Raw genomic sequence first — 21,169 nt, forward strand, 5'->3', positions numbered from 1 at the left:
GATTTTCACATCGTGACATCCTGCCTATTTTATTGAAGAAAGAGTTGATCTCCCAATATGAAAGATAAGATAAACGCCGATATGTGTAAGCACATCAACGAACCAGATGACAAGTTTTGTTCACATCGTTGTATTCGCTTCACATTGGAAGCCGAGGATAAACTGATCCAACCGGGCCACATGGAAGGCTATGGAGGTTACAACACGCGCGGAGAGTCCTATGATTTCACTAATTTTTATATGATGCATAATGATAAACCGTATATTCCGGTCGTCGGGGAATTTCATTTCTCAAGATTTGCTTATCTTCAATGGGAAGAAGAATTGTTGAAGATGAAAGCAGGGGGAGTGCATATCGTAGCAACCTATATCTTTTGGAATTTTCATGAGGAGCAAGAGGGAGAGTTTAATTGGTCGGGTAACTTGAATTTGCGGCAGTTTGTGGAGTTATGTGGTAAACATGAGCTGGCTTTAATTCTTCGGATTGGTCCGTTCTGTCACGGAGAAGTTCGGAATGGCGGTTTGCCGGATTGGCTGTTCAACTATGCATTTGAGGTCCGTTCTAATGACGAGGGGTATTTATTCTATGCGAAACGGTTTTATCAGGAGATTACTCGTCAGATTGAAGGCTGTTTTTATCAAGATGGCGGGCCGATTATCGGTATCCAGCTGGAGAATGAATATATGCATGCTGGTGCGCCAATGGATTCGTGGGGTTATTCGCAGGATAAATATATCTCTTCAGGACGTGATGGAAAAGAACATATGGAGCTGCTTCGCCGTATTGCGGAAAATGCGGGTATGAAACCGATGTTTTACACGGCGACTGCTTGGGGGAAAGCGGCAGTTCCCGCTCATGGTACGCTACCAATGCTTGCAGGATATGCTTATACCCCTTGGGTACCTAATCAGCCACCTAGCGGGGAGTATCTGTTTCGTGACTTGCATCTAAATCCGGCAGAAGAAGTGGATTATGATAGTAAACAGTACCCAGCAGCCTATTGCGAACTTGCCGGCGGAATGCAGGTTAGTTATCATGCCCGCCCTGTGGTCGATGCAGACAGTGTAGAGGCGATGACTATTGTTAAGCTGGCGAATGGTAGCAATATGGTGGGTTATTATATGTATCACGGAGGTTCCAATCCCATTGGTTGCAAAACGTACATGAACGAACGAGGATTACCGAAGGTGACGTACGACTATCAAGCCCCCCTTGGAGAGTTTGGACGTATCGGAGAATCGTATGATCGAATCCGGAGTTTGTCCATGTTCTTGGAGGCATATGGGGAGCAGTTGGCACCGATGGGGTGTGTCGTTTCTGAGGATCAGTTGACTATTGCGCCAGAAAATACGTTGGATCTTCGTTGGTCGGTCCGCCAGCGGTCAGGAGCAGGGTTTCTTTTTATAAATAACTATCAGGATCATATTCAAATGCCAGCGCGTGACATTCGACTGGAGCTTCTTACCTCTCAAGGAAATGCGATATTTCCTTATGAAGAGGGCACTATGCAATTGAATTCTGGCAAAGCAGTAATCCTGCCTTTTCATCTGGATCTCGGGGGGATAAAGCTTATAAGTGCTACGGTTCAACCTCTGACTAAATTTCAGGTAAAAGAGGAGCTTACGGCTGTCTTTTATGCTCATGAAGGCATGACTCCCGAATATGTAATTGATGCATCCTCTGTAGCAAGTGTGCAAATGACAGCAGGTACAGTCCGTGAACAGGATGGGAAGTACGTCCTTCATCCGGTGGCTGGCAAAAATGATGGCTTTAGTGTTAGCACGATGGATGGGAAAGTGATTCGTATCGTTACGTTAACGCGTGAGGAAGCCTTGCAAAGTTATCTTTTTGAACTAGGTGGAGAAAAAAGATTGGTGATCAGTAGCAGTCATATATATCAACAAAATGAGCAGTTGATAAGCACGTCTGTTGGACAGAGTGAGTTTGAGGTTTCCATATATCCTGCACCTGAGAGGATAACGGCCCCTGAATATACAATCATCTCCCGGATGCAGCAGCAACAGTGGTTTGTAACCTATACTTTGCAGGTATGTGTATATCAGCCGGAAGTGGAGATCAATTATCCGAAAGAGCATGCAGCTTCTTTAAAAATAAATACGTGCTGGCCTGAACAGGTTCATGACCTGTTTGTGGAGATTGATTATGAAGGGGATGTGGCGGCAGCCTACATTCATCAACAGTTATTGACGGATCATATCCAGTATGGTCATACTTGGAACATTGGACTGAAGCAATCCCGGCATTTATTACATGACCACGCTCTGAGATTATTAATAACACCTCTTCGTAAGGGAAAGACAGAGCATTTTGTGAATCAAGCGTATGTGGAGAGGTTCCACGGTGTAGAACTGGGCAGGTTTGAGCACATTCGAATTGTACCGCATTACCGAGTGGCTCTAAAGTTTTCCTGAGTGTGTTCCAAAGACTTTTACTCTGTCCGTATGGAGTAAAAGTCTTTTTATTGTTCAAACAAACCTGAAAATGGAAAAAATAATTGACTGGTAAGCGTTTTCATTTTAAGATAAATATATTACTTTAACGATAAGTTTATTTAGACAGTAATTTATTTAATTTAAAAACTTTATATTGATTTTGCTTCTAAAGTTAATTTGAAAAGATTTTGTTCACCGAAGGTGCAAATACGCTCATGGTTTTGATTCGCTTTGTTAGTGCAAAGTGAATTAAAATAAAAACATAACAGGAGGTTTCAAACGAATGGTCAATCTGAAGAAATGTACGATCTTTACGTTGATTGCTGCGCTCATGTTCATGGCTCTGGGGAGTGTTACGCCCAAGGCAGCTGCTGCATCCGGTTTTTATGTAAGCGGGAACAAGTTATATGACTCGACGGGCAAGCCTTTTGTCATGAGGGGAATCAATCACGGCCATTCCTGGTTCAAAAACGATCTGAATACAGCCATACCTGCTATTGCGAAAACAGGCGCCAACACGGTACGAATTGTTCTCTCGAATGGAACACTGTACACCAAAGATGATCTGAATTCAGTTAAAAACATAATTAATCTGGTCAATCAGAATAAGATGATCGCCGTGCTTGAAGTGCATGATGCAACAGGCAAAGACGATTATAACTCGCTGGATGCAGCCGTGAATTACTGGATCAGCATCAAAGAAGCGTTGATTGGAAAGGAAGATCGAGTGATCGTTAATATCGCCAACGAATGGTATGGAACCTGGAACGGCAGCGCTTGGGCAGACGGTTACAAAAAGGCTATTCCGAAGCTCAGAAACGCAGGCATCAAAAATACATTGATTGTTGATGCTGCAGGCTGGGGTCAATATCCACAATCGATTGTCGATTATGGTCAAAGCGTATTCGCAACAGATACGCTCAAAAATACGGTGTTTTCCATTCATATGTATGAATATGCAGGTAAGGATGCGGCAACGGTGAAAGCTAATATGGAGAATGTGCTGAACAAAGGACTTGCAGTAATCATTGGTGAGTTCGGTGGATATCACACAAATGGTGATGTGGATGAATATGCCATTATGAGATATGGACAAGAGAAGGGTGTAGGCTGGCTTGCATGGTCATGGTACGGCAACAGTTCCGGTCTGGGTTATCTGGATCTGGCTACCGGTCCGAACGGAAGTCTCACAAGTTATGGCAATACGGTAGTTAATGACACATACGGAATCAAAAATACGTCCCCAAAAGCAGGGATATTTCAATAGATAACAAATTTAATGAAAAAATAAAACAAAATGTGATCGGCAAAGAACAGGACAAAGCATGAACTATAGTGCGATGTCCTGTTTGTTTTTTGCACATTTCTAAAGAAGGAACACGGTTGAAGGAGATATCTATTTAGATTCTTTGTATATTTTTGTTTTTCCTGATAAAGTTTTTGTTTTCAAAACAAAACAAAGATGATAAACTCGGTTTAAGGAAGAAAACAAACATTATCGGAGGGGAACAAATGGTACAGAGTTTATGGAATGCAGCGAAGGCATCAGAGAAAACAACAGGGCTTGAACAATTAGTCTACCGCTCTAATCTGATCGGAGCGGATCGTCGGGTCTGCAATATTTATGGGGGTAACACATCTACTAAAACAACAGTAAAGGATTTTCGTGGTCGTGATGTCGAAGTGATGTATGTGAAGGGGAGCGGATCGGATCTCGGTTCCATGGAAGCAAAACATTTTACCGGACTGGCGCTTGAAGATATCGGCCCCCTCATGGAACGTGACTCGATGTCGGATGAAGAGATGGTTGAATACCTTGGGCATTGCATGATTGATGCGAAACATCCGCGAGCTTCCATTGAAACGTTGCTACATGCGTTCCTTCCGTACAAACACGTGGATCATACTCATCCGGATGCAATTATCAGCCTCTGCTGTGCGGATAACGGGAAAGAGCTGGCACGTGAAATATATGGCGATCGTTTTGTATGGGTTCCTTATGTACGCCCAGGTTTTACACTGTCCAAGATGATTGCTGAAAGCGTATTCGCCAATCCGAATGCCGAGCTTGTACTTATGGAGAAACATGGTCTGGTGACTTGGGGAGAGACCTCTGAGGAATGTTACGCGCAGACGATCAAAATCATTAATGAAGCGGAAGCATTCATCGAGGCACGTGTCAATGAAGCTAATCTGTTTGGCGGCGTGAAGCATCCTGCACTTCCGGCTGAAGTTCGTCGTCAGATTGCTGCTCGGGTGATGCCTGTCATTCGCGGAGCGGTGTCGGACAGCAAAAAAATGATTTTGTCCTTTGACGATCAGGATGATGTACTTGCTTTTGCAGGTGGAATGGATTCTCCGAAGTTGTCTCAGGTTGGCGCGGCTTGTCCGGATCATCTGGTGCATACCAAAGTGGTGCCGCTGTTCATTGACTGGACGCCGAATGCGGATGATATTGACGGACTGAAAGCCAAGCTGGCGGAAGGCATTGCTGCGTACAAAGCACAATATAAGCAATATTTTGAGGACAATAAAAACGAAGGCGACGTAATGTTCGAAGCCGCTCCTCGCGTTATTCTCATTCCGGGCGTAGGGATGATTAATACCGGCAAAAGCTGGGCGTTGTCCCAAGTAAGCGGTGCGCTGTACCATCGGGCGATTGCAGTTATGCGCGGGGCAACAAGCCTCGGTAAATTCGTTTCGCTCAGTGCGAATGAATCTTACAATGTGGAATACTGGCCGCTGGAGTTATATAAATTGTCGCTGGCTCCTGCAGAGACGGAGTTTTCTCGCAAAGTAGCGTTTATTACGGGTGGTGCAGGTGGTATCGGTAGTGAAACAGCACGCAGACTCGTTTCGGAAGGCGCACATGTTGTGCTTGCAGATTTGAATTTGGAAGGCGCGCAGAAGGTAGCACAGGAAATTAACGATCAATATGGTGCCAATCGTGCATACGCGCTCAAGATGGACGTGACAGATGAAGAAGCGGTACAGGCAGCCTATGCGGAAACGGCTCTGCAATACGGTGGTGTGGATATCATCGTGAATAATGCGGGCCTGGCCACATCCAGTCCATTTGACGAAACTTCATTGAAGGAATGGAATCTGAATATGAGTGTGCTGGGCACAGGTTATTTCCTGGTTGCTCGCGAAGCGTTCAAATTGATGAAAGAGCAGGCCATCGGCGGAAGTATGGTCTTCATCGGCTCCAAAAACTCGGTATATGCAGGTAAAAGTGCTTCTGCTTACAGCTCGGCCAAGGCACTCGAAGCCCATCTGGCTCGCTGTATTGCAGCAGAAGGCGGTGAATATGGTATTCGTGTCAACACTATTCTGCCGGATGCCATTTTGCAAGGTTCCGCGATCTGGAACGGTTCATGGAGAAACGAACGTGCGGCCGCATATGGCATTGAACCGGATCAATTGGAAGAATATTATCGCAAACGCACAACGTTACTCGTTAACATCTATCCGAGAGATATCGCGGAAGGTATTGCCTTCTTCGCTTCATCGAAATCGGAGAAAACAACAGGTTGTATGCTGACCATTGATGGTGGTGTACCAGCAGCATTTACACGTTAAGGGAGGTTAGATTGATGCAAAATCAGGTAGAACAAGCGTATCAAGCTGCGAAGACTTTGTATGCACAATACGGCATCAATACAGACGATGTGCTGAGCAAGCTGGCGGATATCAAAGTCTCCGTGCACTGTTGGCAAGGAGATGATGTCAGGGGTTTTCTCAACCAGGAAGGTGGACTGACGGGTGGTATATCGGTTACGGGAAACTATCCGGGCGCAGCAACAACCCCTGCGGAACTTCGTGCCGATCTGGAGAAGGCTTTTGCACTCATTCCCGGTAAACATAAAGTCAATTTGCACGCGATCTATGCGGATACAGACGAACAAGTGGAACTGGATCAGATCGAGCCAAGACATTACGAAAATTGGGTAAAGTGGGCGAAAGAGCACGGGCTTGGACTGGACTTCAACCCAACGTGTTTCTCACATGAAAAATCAAGCGACGGCTTCACACTTAGTCATCCTGATCCGGAGATTCGCAAATTCTGGATTGATCACTGCAAAGCTTCACGGCGAATTGGTGCGTATTTCGGCGAACAATTGGGCCAAACCTGTGTGACCAACGTATGGGTGCCGGATGGATTCAAGGACAACCCTGTTGACCGGATGGCTCCCCGCAAACGTTTGAAGGACTCCTTGGACGAAGTATTCGCAGAACCACTGAATCCGAAGCATAATCTGGATGCGGTTGAAAGCAAGCTGTTTGGTCTTGGTTCTGAAGCTTACGTTGTCGGCTCACATGAGTTTTATATGGGATACGGTTTGCAAAATGATACGTTAATCTGCCTGGATGCCGGCCATTTTCATCCAACAGAAGTGATATCTAACAAGCTGTCCTCTCTGGCATTGTTTACGAGTGGTATTCTGCTTCACGTTAGTCGTCCGATGCGCTGGGATAGCGATCATGTCGTTATTATGGATGACGAATTGCTTGAAATTGCCCGTGAATTGGTGCGTCATGAGCTTCTCGGTACAACCCATATCGGACTGGACTTCTTTGACGCCAGTATTAATCGTGTGGCGGCATGGGTGGTCGGCACCCGTAATACAATTAAAGCTTTGCTGCGAGCCATGCTGGAACCGGTAGAAGCTTTAAAACAGGCGGAACTGGATGGAGATTACACGACACGCCTGGCTTTGACGGAGGAGTTCAAATCCTATCCATTTGGCGCAGTATGGGACTACTATTGTGCTCAGCAAGGTGTGCCTGTCCGTGAGCAGTGGATTAAAGAAGTTAAGTCTTATGAGCAGGACGTTCTTTTGCAACGATCATAATTGTTAATATGATGCAATCTTATAAACCACGTCGGATTGAATGCTCCGTACGTGGTTTTTTGGCGTATATCCGCTGTTATGCATAACCAAGGCGATTCTTTCCATACTAGAAATACACAAGAAGAAATTGAGGATCACTATACAGAGGCGGGTGAAGGGATTTTGAAATTTGCTCATAACAAACTATATATAGCTGCACTTGGCGGCGTGAATGAAATCGGTAAAAACATGTATTTGATTCAGTACGACCAAGATATCATTGTGATTGATTGTGGTTCGAAGTTCCCGGATGAAACGATGCCGGGTATTGATCTCATCGTGCCGGATGTGACGTATTTGCTCGAAAATCAGGATAAAGTAAAGGCCCTTGTTGTCACGCATGGACATGAAGACCATATTGGCGGAATTCCGTATCTTTTAAAACAAATCAATATCCCGGTCTACGCTTCCAGGCTAACACGAGGTCTAATTGAGTTGAAATTGAGAGAGCATAACCTGCTACGTCAATCCGATCTGCACACCATTGATGCAAACTCGCAGATCACGCTTGGGAGTATCGCCGTCTCATTTTTTGCAACGAGTCACAGTATTCCGGACTGTCTGGGTATTTTCTTTCAAACGCCGGCAGGCAATGTGGTGCACACGGGCGATTTCAAATTTGATATGTCCCCTGTAAACGGCCCTTTCCCGGACTTGCACCGCATGGCTGAGATTGGGAAACAAGGGGTGCATGTGCTTCTTTCCGAGAGTACCAATGCCGAAAGGCCGGGTTTCACTCCTTCAGAACGTGTTGTCGGAGATCATATTCTGGATGCTTTTATTCGTGCGAAGCAAAAAGTGTTTATCTCTACCTTCGCATCCAATATCAGCAGAGTTCAGCAGATCGTGAATGCTGCATTTCAGACTGGCCGCAAGCTTGCACTGCTTGGACGAAGCATGATTAACGTCGTAAATGTTGCAAGTGAACTCGGATATCTCGACGTTCCCGACGGGCTATTGATTGAGGCCGTTGATTCAGGACAGTTTCCGCGTGAGCAGGTGGTAGTGTTATGTACGGGAAGTCAGGGGGAGGCGATGGCTGCTTTGTCCCGGCTTGCTGCGGGCAAACATCCTCAAGTTAGCATTGAATCGGGAGATACGGTCATCATTGCAGCAGGAGCTATACCTGGCAACGAAAGAAACCTTGCCCATGTCATCGACAACCTGTATGTTCTGGGCGCTCGTGTAATTTACGGCTCCAGCGGAGCGGCGGGCATGCACGTATCAGGTCACGGCAGTCAGGAAGAGCTGAAGCTGATGCTTACGCTGATGAAGCCGGATTATTTGGTACCCATTCACGGTGAATTCCGAATGTTGTATCAGCACAGGTTGCTTGCGGAATCTGTTGGGATTGAGCAAAGTCATGTGTTTATCGTTAATAATGGAGATATGGTGGAATACAGAGACGGAACGGCTTCATTGGGTCCGAAGATTGCCTCAGGTAACAGCTTGGTGGACGGGCTTATTATCGGTGACGTTGGCAATGTTGTGCTTCGGGATCGCAGGCAGCTATCATCGGATGGGATGCTAGTCATTGTAGCCACGCTTAGCAAAACAGAAAAAAAAATGGTTGCCTCCCCGGAGATCATCTCTAGAGGTTTTGTTTTTGTGAAGGACTCAGAACAATTCATGAAGGAGATTCACGAACGGGTCGTTAACCGCATGGATGAATTAACAGGTGCCGGGGTTAATCAATGGAATGTGATCAAACGGAAGCTGAAGGATGAGATCGGCCATTACATTTATGCACAAACCAAGCGCAGGCCGATGATTTTACCGATTATTATCGAGGTTTGAACTCAATGTTTGCTGGCAGAACGGAAGGCTATCCGTTCCTGATCTCTTTATACGTGTGTGTTTACAAAATGACTTTACCAAGCTCGGTTCGATTCGTATGGAGCACACGACGTCGTGTGCTTCTGCGTGAACCGGGCTTTTTTTACTGTGTCACTCTTGCTCGTATTAGCTGAGCTTTACGATTCGAGTTATAATACATAAATGAATGATTTTATAAATAATGTAGACTAATCATTTACACAGAAACGGAGAGGACAGAAAAAACCTGGAAAAGCGGAGCGCCCGCCTTTATCACCAGATTTTTACCTTTGGAAAAGGGAGTTCATAAAATCTGGGGATAACAGCGGTTGGAAGGTTATTCTGTCATCGAAGTGAATGTGTAAATCTTTTTTAGTGCAATTCATTTAGACCAGAAGGAGTTTCTTATGAATAAAACGATTTCAGATATTGCTCAAATGGCAGGCGTGGCGAAGAGTACCGTATCCCGTTTCCTGAATGGCGGCTCGGTCAGCGAAGATACCCGTCAGAAGATTGAGCGTATTATTAAACAATATAATTATGTTCCGAATACCTTTGCGCAGAGTCTCAAAGCCAAAAAGACCAGCATTATCGGTACAGTGGTTCCAAGGCTGGATTCCTATGCGACATCACAGACGCTAATCGGCATTGATGAGGAGCTAAGAGGGCTGCAATATCAGATGCTCATTGCCAATACGAGTCAGGATATGCAGCGCGAGATTGATGCTATTTATGATTTTGCCAGACAAAAAGTGTCCGGGATCATTCTGCTTGCCGCTGAAATAACGGATGCACACCTGAAGGCCATAGAAGACATCCAGCTTCCCGTGTTACTGGTAGGACAGCAGCATGAGCTACTGCATAGTCTCATTCACAACGACGAACAAGCCGGGTATCTTATGGGCAAGTACGTTGTGGAACAAGGACACCGGGACATCGTGTACATGGGGGTAAGCGAGAAGGACCAGGCTGTAGGTATCCATCGTAAACAAGGGTTTAAACGTGCCATTGACGAGTGCAGTGATTGTACGGTGAGGTATTATGAAACGAGCTTCAAAATGTCAGAGGCAGTGCTTACGGCAGCGGAGATTTTGCAAGAAAAGAGGCCCTCTCTTATCGTTGCAGCGACAGATAATATTGCGATGGGCGTCATGAAAACCGCGTCCTTTCAAAAAGTCCGCATCCCGCAGCAAATGTCAGTAGCCGGGTTCGGCGGATACGATATCACTGAAATGATTCATCCGACATTGACTACGGTAAAATATCATTATTTGCAGGCCGGAAAACTCGCCGCAAGTCATATTAGCAAGCTGGTTAAAGGGGAGAGTATAAGTCAGCACACCGTTATGGATGTTGAATTAATCCCCCGAGAAAGCGTTGACAAAATATAAATCGATCCTTTATGATAATTCCATCGAACCGGTTCCATTCTAGTTTTTAGTTTGAGAATGATGACACCGGTCGGCAACAATGGTTGTATGGAATTATTTTTTTGTCTAATTTGGAACCGGTTCCTCTAAGAGTGGAACTTCTGATTTTGCATCATGATTGGAGATTGATATGACGTATGAAAATGACAAGAGAGCAGCTCTATCGGCGGATTGAGCAAGCTGAACCGGGAGAGATTGCTGCACTGGAAGCTAAGATCGCTGCATGTCCATGGAGACAGGGTTACCATATTCAGCCCGTAACCGGTTTGCTTAACGATCCGAACGGATTTTCCTTTTATGAAGGTTACTACCATCTGTTTTATCAATGGTTCCCTCTTGGAACGGAGCACGGCATGAAATACTGGTATCATACCCGTTCTAAAAATTTGGTGACTTGGGAGAATGTTGGTATTGCGATTGAACCCGGAACTCCTTATGACTCCCACGGAGCGTATTCCGGAAGTGCGATTGAAAAAGATGGCATGTTAAACCTGATCTACACAGGCAATACGCGAGATGAGAATTGGATTAGACATCCGTTTCAGTGCTTGGCGTTCATGGATGAGCAGAATGTAATCACAAAATTCGAGCATCCTGTCATTTCTGACGTACCGACTGGATATACCGAGCATTTCCGAGATCCGAAGGTGTGGCTGCACGAAGATGTCTATTATGGTGTCATTGGAGCCCAGCGTACGGATGAGACAGGATGCACGGTACTGTATTGCTCGGAAGATTTGAAACATTGGCAGTTTCTTGGTGAGATCGGTACAACATTGTCTTCCTTTGGTTACATGTGGGAATGCCCCGACTATCTGGAGCTGGAAGGCCAAGGAGTACTCATCTTCTCACCACAAGGCATTCCGGCCGAATCAGACCGATACCAAAACATCTATCAATCGGGATACCTCATTGGTGAACCTCTAAACCTGGATACGAGAGAATTCACACATGGGGAGTTTGAGGAACTGGATCGTGGATTTGACTTTTATGCGCCGCAAACGATGCAATCTCCAGACGGAAGACGAATCCTGGTTGCATGGATGGGACTTCCTGATCTGACGTATCCCACAGATGACAGTGGCTGGGCCCATTGTTTAACGATTCCACGGCAATTATCGATTCAAGGCGGCAAGCTTATTCAGCGACCCGTTCCTGAAATGGCTCAGTTGCGCAAGGATCAGCAAGGTATTCGGACTCAGGACTCGCTTAGCAATGAAAGCCGATCCTTTGCAGGCTTTAATGGTATCGCTTACGAACTCCAATGTGAGATTAGCCAGAACGATGCAGACCTTGTGGGCATTGAGTTCCGGGCGAGCGATACGGAGAAAACGGTCATTCAGTATGATCGCCTGCAGCGCAAACTTATATTGGATCGCAGTCAGTCTGGTGCGACACTATCTGAAGCCAATGGCACCATTCGCACCTGTACTTTGGATGAAGATATAGATGTAGATGCTGTAATCAAGCTGCATATGTTCGTAGATTCGTCCTCGGTTGAGATATTTGTCAACGATGGACAAGAAGTCTTCACTAGCCGAATCTTCCCAAGCCAGGAAAGTATGGATATTCGATTTTTTGCACACGGAGGCAAGGCGGATTTCAGAGCGGTTATGTGGAATGTTTAGATTGAATGAGAGAGGGATGAGACAACATGTCGGATAATCAGCGCATTGCTAAAGAGGTCATCCAGGCTGTCGGGGGAAAAGAAAATATCGCCTCCTTTGCACATTGTGCAACGCGGCTTCGCATCATGGTGAAGGATAAAGAGCAGATTGATCAGAAGCAAGTCGAGAACATCGACAAGGTGAAGGGTGCCTTTTTCAACTCGGGACAATATCAGATTATTTTCGGCACAGGTACGGTCAACCGAATTTTTGAAGAGGTTGAGAAGCAGGGGATTGAAGGGACATCGAAAGAAGATGTGAAGAGTCAGGGGAAAAAGGAAGGCAATGCATTCCAGCGGGCTATTCGCACATTTGGTGATGTCTTTGTTCCGATTATTCCTGTACTGGTAGCGACAGGGCTATTCATGGGGCTGCGCGGTCTGCTTACGCAAAATGAAATTCTGGCATGGTTCGGCGCAACGCCTGATGACATATCGCCAAACTTTTTGCTGTTCACGCAGATTCTAACGGATACGGCTTTTGCATTCCTGCCTGCGCTTGTCGCCTGGTCTGCATTCCGCGTATTCGGCGGGAGCCCTGTGCTCGGGATTGTACTTGGTCTGATGCTGGTGAATCCAGCGCTGCCGAATGCTTATGCTGTAGCTGATGGCTCGGCGCAACCCTTGCATATGTTCGGGTTTATCCCCGTCGTAGGGTATCAGGGATCGGTACTGCCTGCCTTTTTTGTAGGTTTACTCGGTGCGAAGTTTGAAAAAGTATTGCGTAGACGTGTGCCTGAGGCACTGGATTTGATTTTGACTCCATTCATTACGTTAACGGTGATGATTACGCTAGGACTATTCGCTATTGGTCCTGTATTTCACTCACTTGAAGAGTGGGTTCTGCATGGCACAACGGCTGTACTTGATCTGCCTTACGGAATCGCAGGCATTATTATCGGTTTTTTCCATCAGATCATTGTGGTTACGGGTGTACATCATATCTTTAACTTTCTGGAGATTCAATTGCTTGAGAAAACGGGCTTCAATCCGTTTAACGCGATTATTACATGTGCAATGGCTGCACAAGGAGCGGCATGTCTTGCGGTGGGTCTGAAAACTAAAAATATGAAGCTCAAAGCACTCGCGCTTCCTTCATCGTTATCTGCATTCCTTGGTATCACTGAACCCGCCATCTTTGGTGTGAATCTGCGTTATATGAAACCATTTGTAATGGGCCTGATCGGGGGAGCCGTTGGTGGTTTCATCGCTTCACTCTTTCATCTGCAAGGTACGGGTATGGCAGTAACGGTAATTCCCGGAACACTGCTATATCTGAATAGTCAATTGCCTTTGTACATTTTGTCCAACGTAACGGCAATGGCGATTGCTTTTGCACTGACATGGTTCTTTGGTTATAAAGATCAATCTGTTGAGACAGCTTCCGGTAACGGTTCGTCTGTGGAATCAAAGACGGAACCTTCCGCATCGGACGTAACTTCATCTACTTCTACATCGGTAACGGAATCGGTCAATGCTGCATCCCGTCCCAAAGTGAGGCAGTTGGAGATCGCATCACCGATCCATGGTACACTCGTTGAACTGGAGCAGGTACCTGATCCGGCATTTGCGGAAAAACATATGGGAGAGGGCTTCGCCATCGAGCCTTCCGAAGGCAAAGTATATGCTCCGTTTGATGGCGTTGTTGCCCATGTCATGGATAAGAGTAAACATGCGGTTATTTTAGAGCACGAGACAGGAGTTCAACTGCTGGTTCATATCGGTATCAATACCGTCGGTCTGAAAGGAAAAGGCTTTGTTACTCATGTGAAAAGCGGGGATTCCGTGCTTGCTGGACAACTACTCATTGAATTTGATATGGATATCATCGAGGAGGCTGGACTGCCGTTGATTACTCCTGTGCTGATCCCGAGCGGGAATGAGTTTATTGCTTCTGTGAGAGCGATAACAAGTGGTATCGTGCAGGCGAATGAGAAAAAGGTACTGACGGTGGAGTTTACGGAGCCACAATAGTAAATATCATGTAAAATAAGAGCTACAAAAAAAGGGAAACCGGGTGGATTCATCCTCCGCAGGTTTCCCTTTTTTCTAATCCTATTATAATCCGGCATTCCGCTTAAGTCGTTCTGCAATCTGAAGAAAGTCCTCCGGCGATATTCCAGGAGCAAATTCTTCCGGTAGATCAGGAAGCTCGGGAATGGGCCCTCCGTAACCCGGTAAACCTGCAAAGGCCTCCAGTTTACCTCCGTCGGTAGGATGCACACCCTTCCATATCTGGGCAATCTGCTGATAATCCTTGTCACTGAACGTGTACAATCGTCTTTGTTCACCCATCGCTTCCCATTTGCGGGTGGTCTCAAACGCTTTGTTGTCAAGAGAGGGGATGGGAATCAGCTTCGTCACATCAACCCCGGTCGCAATCTCCAGCGCTTTGGCGTATGCCAGAATGTGTACACCGCCCCGGACAAGCAGATAACCCGTCATCTCACGAGCCGTATTGTTGTCGGTCATTTCGTACACTCTCATTTTGTGTGTTCTTGCACCACATTCCAAAAAGAAATTATGCAGCAGATCCAAAATCAAGTTACCACTGCTAAAAACATACGAGCCATTCCAAGGTCTTCCCATGGAATCATAGGGCAGTGCCGTCTGCGCGGATTCAATAAAATGCGAAGTCATACGTAAATCCTTAGCTATGCGAAGCGGTGTGGAGTCTGGTTCGCCAGGTGACGTTGAACCTTCAAGCATCAAATTAATCGTGTTCGCGACAAGTTCGACATGACCGAATTCTTCTGCTGTAATACTGGCAACAATGTCATAGAAGGGACGTAGCTTGGATCTGCCTCTGAAGTTAAACGATTGATACATGTAATTGTTCAGCGTTGACATCTCGCCATATTTTCCACCGAGCAATTCCTGTACGGCACTGGCTCCGTTGGGGTCGGGATTATTCGATATAGGCAATTCAATGGCAAGACGATCTACACGTTTAAACATGTCAATTCCTCCTCAATCCTCATTACAATCAAGGTATGAAGGTTGACTTGTACGTTATTCAATCTAATGTTGCGCCCTCTACGATGGAGCCTTTTTTCGTAAGGGTATATTCAATGACAGTACCACTCCAGAAATGGAACTTGAGCTGGATTTCGCCATCTTTGGTTTCGTTAAAAAAGTTAGGTTTCAGTTCAATGACGTTACGATCATAATCCGGGCTAAACGTATAGGCGAATTCCTTAAATGACGTCCAGTTCTGAGGGCCAGCATTTTCTCCATTGGCATAGGTCGCTTCCATCGTTGCGAGCTGATCGCCACCGAATGTGACAGGAATAGCGAAAGCACTGGTTGTACCCTGCGCGTCATTTAAAACAGGTGTGTTGTATTGAATAATATTCAACGTCCAGTCTGCACCTGCACTGAACCCGGCTGTCAGTGTGGCATTTACCCCCAGCTTGCTTTCAGCAGTTAATCGGGTTAGCAGGCTTGATTTTAAAGTAAGTACACCGTTTCGAATCGAGTAATCTTTCCCTCGTAGAAGTGCAGTTGTGCCATTTTTCAGAGAAAAGAAGCGATTTCCATTCAAATCGAGAGTGATTTTCACATCTCGAATAGGTTCATGTTGTTTTAGATAAACCTGATCGGTCTCTGCGGTGGATGAGCGCCCGTTCCAGCTCGCCCGGATCATATCAAACAGTTGTTGATCTGACCAGGTATAGCTAGTGCGTCCAAAATGTTGTCCGTTGTCCCAAAGCATGGTGGTCATCTGTTTTTGACGTGAGTAATGCCCAACGAATTCAAAAAACTTTAATTTTTCACCTTGTTCGATCACACCTGTATGCTGGTCAAATCCGAGCAAACCGTACTCACCGATGATGACTGGAATACCTTTGGCTGTAAATGCATCGTGCACACGATCGAACGTGTCGGTAACGTCCTTTTGTACTTCGTCGTTGAATTTGGTAAATCCCGCAATGTTCACGCTGAAAGGCCAGAACCCGTAATAATGTACGGTAGCGATGAGATTAGGATCATCCAGCTTTTGAATCGTCTGATTCAACGCATCCAGATCAGGCTGAGCCGATGAAGTATGCATAGTGGGTAATACAAGTGGACGGGTATCATTGTTACCGCCGGACGATCTTACGATATGATGAAAAGAAGTATTTAACGTATCCAGCATGCGGTATCCGGTATCTGCATTCGTAGTGCCACCTTCGGTGAAGCGGGGTTCATTGACACTCTCGAACATCAGTTTCTCGGGTGCATCCTTGAACTTGTTTGCAATCTGTGTCCAAATGGCATTGTAACGCGCAAGAACGTGATCATAGTCTTTCTCCATGGTGCTGATCCAGCGCCAGGAATCATGATGCAGATTGATCATGACATAGAGGTCGGCATCAAGCGCCCAGCCTACGACCTCCTGAACCCGATTTATGTAAGCCGCGTCAATGTTGTAATCCGGTTTGTCACCGATGTGCGCTTCCCAGGTAACGGGTATACGAATGCTTTTGTACCCTTGATCGGCAATCGATTGTATCAGCTCTTTCGTAATGCGCGGGTTGCCCCAAGCCGTCTCATCATCCCCGACTGCATCCAGCGAGTTACCCAGATTCCAGCCTGGTTCCATTGCATTAACATAAGTTTGCATTTTACTTACGGGGGCTGGTTTACTGTCGGGTTCGTGGGAGCTTGTTGCAGCAGAGGCCATGGCCGTGGAGAGCATAGACAGAACCAAGGCGGCAACAACGGTGATCGAGAGGATGGACTTTCGTTTTTTTGGCATCAATAACATCTCCTTTTTTAAAATCAAGATGATGAACCTAAAATACTGAAAGCGTTTTCTGAACAGTAAATATATCACAGTTAACAGGAAGGAAATACCATTACAATTGGAATAAAATTCATTCGAAAATTAGTGCTTATCTGCTGCATTTGATTTATATTTATATGAATGGTTAGTAGACTGAACTAACGTGCACAACACAGGAGGGCACTTATGATGAAACTCGATGCACATCAACATTTTTGGAATTATAACATTCGTGATTATGGATGGATCGGTGAAGAGATGAGTGTGATTCAGCGTTCATTTCTGCCAGAAGACCTAGAGCCAATACTTACGGATTCCGGCGTCTCGGGCTGTGTAGCTGTTCAAGCGCGCCAAACTCTTGAAGAAACCGAGTGGCTTCTCGAACTTGCGGACAAGCATGATTTCATTAAAGGCGTAGTTGGGTGGGTAGATCTACGCTCTGAGGAAGCCTCATCTCAACTGGAAAAGTTTGCGGCTAACCCTTGGCTGAAGGGGGTTCGTCATGTCATACAGGACGAGCCTGATGTAAAGTTCGTGTTGCGTGAGGACTTCCAACGAGGCATTGCCCTGCTGGAACAGCACGATCTAGCCTACGATTTGCTCGTATCGAAGGAGCAACTTCCTTATGCCGTAGAATTGGTTCAAAAGTTCCCACAGCAGCGCTTTGTCATTGACCATCTGGCTAAACCGGACATTAAGGCTGGAATCGGTTCGCCTTGGAAGGAAACCATGGAAGCGATTGCGGCATATCCAAATGTCTATTGCAAATTGTCTGGCATGGTCACCGAAGCGGATTGGAACCAGTGGACACAGGAAGACTTTGCGCCTTATATAAATACCGTGCTTCAAGCCTTTGGACCAAAGCGAGTGATGTATGGATCGGACTGGCCGGTATGCACCGTAGCTGGTACATATGCACAGGTTTTCAATCTGTTGCAAACGCATGTTCAGAGCTTGCCAGAAGCGGAGCGGCAGCTGATTTTTGGTGATAATTGTGCTACATTTTACAAATTATAAGCATTTGAGAAACGGTGTTGACATGAAAAAGTAAACCTTTGATGAGCCAAGAGGTATGTCTAATTAAAATGCGCGCGTTGACATATTTCCTGTTTCTTGGTAATGTTTTATCTAATCCGCATAATGTTTTCTGGGAATGTTACCGAATACGGGCATAACCTGAGCTGGCTTGTGATACACGCTATCGTGTATACAGGCTGGTTCGGGTTTTTTCTATTTTCAAGTAGCAGATCTGGAGGCAGAAAAGGGGCGGATCATGGAGTTACATATTTGAAAGGAGAATACAAATGACAACATTTAAATTTCCTGAGAACTTTCTGTGGGGGGGAGCGATTGCGGCCAATCAGGCAGAGGGAGCATACCTTGAAGGTGGTAAAGGGCTGAGCATCGTTGACCTGTTGCCAACGGGAGAAAACCGTAGAAGCATTATGAAAGGCAACGTTCCAGCGTTTACACCGCTCGCTAGCGAGTTTTACCCATCACATGAAGCGATTGATTTCTATCATAGATATCCGCAAGATATTGCTCTTTTCGCCGAAATGGGGTTCAAAGCATTACGTGTATCGATCGCCTGGGCACGGATTTTCCCGACAGGTGAGGACGCAGAGCCGAATGAAGCGGGTTTACAATTTTACGATGATCTGTTCGATGAACTTTTGAAACATGGCATCGAGCCGGTGGTTACGCTTGCTCACTTCGATGTGCCTGTACATCTGATTGAGAAATATGGCAGCTGGAGAAGTCGCAAACTGGTGGATTTGTTTGAGAACTACGCCAAAACGGTATTTACTCGTTACAAAGACAAGGTGAAATACTGGATGACGTTCAACGAGATCAACATGTTGCTTCATCTTCCTTTTCTTGGTGCTGGACTGGCGTTTAACGAAGGTGACAACATTAAAGAAATTCAATACCAGGCGGCACATCACCAACTCGTTGCAAGTGCTCTTGCCGTTAAAGCTTGCCACAAGATCATTCCTGATGCCATGATTGGTTGCATGCTCGCAGCAGGTAGCTTCTACCCTTACACATGTAATCCCGAAGATGTATTCCAGGGCATGGAGAAGGACAGAGAGTCCTATTTTTTCATCGACGTGCAATCACGCGGGGAGTACCCTGGTTATGCTAAACGTTTCTTCAAGGATCACAACTTGAACATTGTGATGGAACCGCAGGATGCTGACATTTTGCGAAACCATACGGTAGACTATATCGGATTTAGCTATTATTCCAGTCGGACAACCAGTACTGACCCAGAAGTGAACAAAAATATGACCAGTGGCAACGTGTTCGGTTCCATAGCGAATCCATACTTGGCCAAATCGGAATGGGGATGGACGGTTGATCCCAAAGGGTTCCGTATTACGGCGAATCAGCTACATGACCGTTATCAGAAACCGCTGTTTGTGGTGGAAAATGGCTTTGGTGCACATGATGAGGTGAATGCTGAGGGTGAAATCGATGACTCGTACCGAATCGATTATTTGAAACGCCATGTAGCCGAGATGGGTGAAGCCATTCAGGACGGATGTAACATCATCGGTTATACCAGCTGGGGGCCCATTGATATTGTCAGTGCCTCTTCTGGGGAGATGAGAAAACGTTACGGTTACATCTATGTGGATCGTGACAATGAAGGCAAGGGCGAATTGACTCGGATCAAAAAGAAAAGCTTCGAATGGTATAAAAATGTCATTGCGTCTGGCGGTACAGACCTGGGAGATAAGTAATCTCATTGTTTTTTAAAACAGCTGTCTCCAAGGATGAGGAAGTTGCAGGATACATGCAACTTCCTCATGTCTGACCGTTGAAAGCGTTGACATATAACGCAGTTCACGCTATACTTGACGCAAATATATCGTTACTGGGATTGTTACTACATCACACGCGTAGGCAAAACCTGAGCACCAAAAAAAGCAGACCGCCACGTCTTGTTTATTTTGTGATGCTCCAGGTTTTTTTTGCATGCCCATAATTGGATATATCTTGGCGACTAGAGAGTGGAACGTGACGGGGGGATTGAAGTGAAAATAGCAAAGGTTATCAACAATAACGTCATTAGCATCTATCAGGCCGACGGGGCAGAGCTTGTGGTGATGGGACGTGGGATTGCCTTTAAGAAGAAGCCGGGGGATAAAGTAGACGAGACCCGCATTCAAAAAGTATTTGCCTTGAAAAACAAACAGACATCCGATAATTTCAAAACGCTTTTGCGTGAAGTTCCGATGGAACTTGTTGAGATTGTGGAGGAAATGATTGCCCATGCGCGTGACAATTTGGGGCGGAAATTGAACGAGAACATCTATGTCTCGCTTACAGATCATATTCATTTTGCCATCGAGCGTTATCATGAGGGAATCGAAATTAAAAATGCTTTGATGTGGGAGATCAAGCAGTTGTACAAGGCCGAATTTGGGCTGGGACTTCGCATGCTGGAGCAGATTAACAGTAGGATGAATATTGAGCTCCCACCAGATGAAGCGGCTTTTATTGCGCTACATATTGTGAATGCGGAAATGAACGAAGAAGTGATTACGACGATGAATATTACGAAGTTTATCCAGCAGATTATTAATATCGCCAAGTATCATTTCAAAATGGAGTTTGATGAGGAGTCTCTCAGCTACTTCCGTTTTATCACTCATCTGAAGTTTTTCTCCCAGCGAGTGCTTAGTGGGACGCATTATGACAACAATTATGATCATTTTTACGACATGATTAAGGAGAAACATCCCGAAGCAGCAGCATGTGTAGAGAAAATCGCATTGTTTGTCAAAAAAGAATATGATCATGAACTCACCAATGAGGAAAAGTTATATCTTACGGTACACATCGAACGTGTCGTGAACCGTTAACATTTTAATTATTGACATAAATGGGCATATTATAATATTATGTTTATAACAGGAATTGAATACGATTTAACTGGGATTGTTACTGGTTATGCAGGCAAAACCTAAGTCATGTGTATTTCGGCATTTTATGTCCATTTACGCAAGGCTTAGGTTTTTTGTGTGCAAAAAAATCGGTAGGAGCCTGTTATATAAATTGAATTATCATTTACACATCAACGAAGAGGACAGAAAAAACCTGGAAAAGCGAAGCGTTCGCCTTTATCATC

At 45.5% G+C, this 21,169-nt stretch carries 13 protein-coding genes; 11 read left to right on the forward strand and 2 right to left on the reverse strand.

Features of this window, described 5'->3' with window-relative positions:
- Window positions 1-57: 57 nt before the first annotated feature.
- The 8 genes from BLQ13_RS22985 (at window position 58) to BLQ13_RS23020 (ending at window position 14,234) form a co-directional block, all read left to right on the forward strand.
- On the forward strand, window positions 58-2,433 hold the full coding sequence (locus BLQ13_RS22985) for a beta-galactosidase (protein ID WP_244159427.1): 2,376 nt from the start codon (window positions 58-60) through the stop codon (window positions 2,431-2,433).
- A 352-nt stretch (window positions 2,434-2,785) separates the two neighbouring features.
- Window positions 2,786-3,721, forward strand: coding sequence for a glycoside hydrolase family 5 protein (locus BLQ13_RS22990; RefSeq protein WP_244159433.1), 936 nt, complete (start codon window positions 2,786-2,788; stop codon window positions 3,719-3,721).
- A gap of 245 nt (window positions 3,722-3,966) precedes the next feature.
- Window positions 3,967-6,036, forward strand: coding sequence for a bifunctional aldolase/short-chain dehydrogenase (locus BLQ13_RS22995; RefSeq protein ID WP_090924074.1), 2,070 nt, complete (start codon window positions 3,967-3,969; stop codon window positions 6,034-6,036).
- 14 nt (window positions 6,037-6,050) lie between these two features.
- Window positions 6,051-7,310, forward strand: a complete 1,260-nt coding sequence (gene rhaA, locus BLQ13_RS23000; protein ID WP_090924020.1) for an L-rhamnose isomerase — start codon at window positions 6,051-6,053, stop codon at window positions 7,308-7,310.
- A gap of 162 nt (window positions 7,311-7,472) precedes the next feature.
- Window positions 7,473-9,146 carry a ribonuclease J gene (locus BLQ13_RS23005; RefSeq protein ID WP_090924075.1) on the forward strand — a complete coding sequence of 558 codons (1,674 nt, stop codon included), beginning with the start codon at window positions 7,473-7,475 and terminating at the stop codon, window positions 9,144-9,146.
- 425 nt (window positions 9,147-9,571) lie between these two features.
- Window positions 9,572-10,555, forward strand: a complete 984-nt coding sequence (locus tag BLQ13_RS23010; protein ID WP_090924021.1) for a LacI family DNA-binding transcriptional regulator — start codon at window positions 9,572-9,574, stop codon at window positions 10,553-10,555.
- A 176-nt stretch (window positions 10,556-10,731) separates the two neighbouring features.
- Window positions 10,732-12,222: a glycoside hydrolase family 32 protein gene (locus tag BLQ13_RS23015; RefSeq protein WP_090924022.1), complete on the forward strand. Its 1,491-nt coding sequence runs from the start codon at window positions 10,732-10,734 to the stop codon at window positions 12,220-12,222.
- A gap of 26 nt (window positions 12,223-12,248) precedes the next feature.
- Window positions 12,249-14,234, forward strand: a complete 1,986-nt coding sequence (locus tag BLQ13_RS23020) for a sucrose-specific PTS transporter subunit IIBC (protein WP_090924023.1) — start codon at window positions 12,249-12,251, stop codon at window positions 14,232-14,234.
- A gap of 84 nt (window positions 14,235-14,318) precedes the next feature.
- Here BLQ13_RS23020 and BLQ13_RS23025 read toward each other — a convergent pair whose 3' ends face one another.
- Window positions 14,319-15,218 carry a manganese catalase family protein gene (locus tag BLQ13_RS23025; RefSeq protein WP_090924024.1) on the reverse strand — a complete coding sequence of 300 codons (900 nt, stop codon included), beginning with the start codon at window positions 15,216-15,218 and terminating at the stop codon, window positions 14,319-14,321.
- A 58-nt stretch (window positions 15,219-15,276) separates the two neighbouring features.
- Complete coding sequence (locus BLQ13_RS23030) at window positions 15,277-17,004, reverse strand: cellulase family glycosylhydrolase (protein WP_420848961.1); 1,728 nt, start codon at window positions 17,002-17,004, stop codon at window positions 15,277-15,279.
- Window positions 17,005-17,217: 213 nt separating this feature from the next.
- Between BLQ13_RS23030 and BLQ13_RS23035 the strand changes: the two genes are divergently transcribed.
- The 3 genes from BLQ13_RS23035 to licT all read left to right on the forward strand — a co-directional run bounded on the left by BLQ13_RS23035 (window position 17,218) and on the right by licT (window position 20,903).
- The gene (locus tag BLQ13_RS23035; protein ID WP_244159428.1) at window positions 17,218-18,048 is read left to right on the forward strand and encodes an amidohydrolase family protein; all 831 of its coding nucleotides are present in this window, start codon (window positions 17,218-17,220) and stop codon (window positions 18,046-18,048) included.
- Between the two features lie 287 nt (window positions 18,049-18,335).
- Window positions 18,336-19,778, forward strand: coding sequence for a 6-phospho-beta-glucosidase (locus tag BLQ13_RS23040; protein WP_090924026.1), 1,443 nt, complete (start codon window positions 18,336-18,338; stop codon window positions 19,776-19,778).
- Between the two features lie 294 nt (window positions 19,779-20,072).
- A complete protein-coding gene (gene licT, locus BLQ13_RS23045) occupies window positions 20,073-20,903 on the forward strand; it encodes a BglG family transcription antiterminator LicT (RefSeq protein ID WP_090924027.1) in 831 nt (276 codons plus the stop codon).
- Window positions 20,904-21,169 lie beyond the last annotated feature (266 nt).

It is taken from the genome of Paenibacillus polysaccharolyticus (assembly GCF_900102085.1).
In the GTDB taxonomy this organism is placed as follows: Bacteria; Bacillota; Bacilli; order Paenibacillales; family Paenibacillaceae; genus Paenibacillus; species Paenibacillus polysaccharolyticus.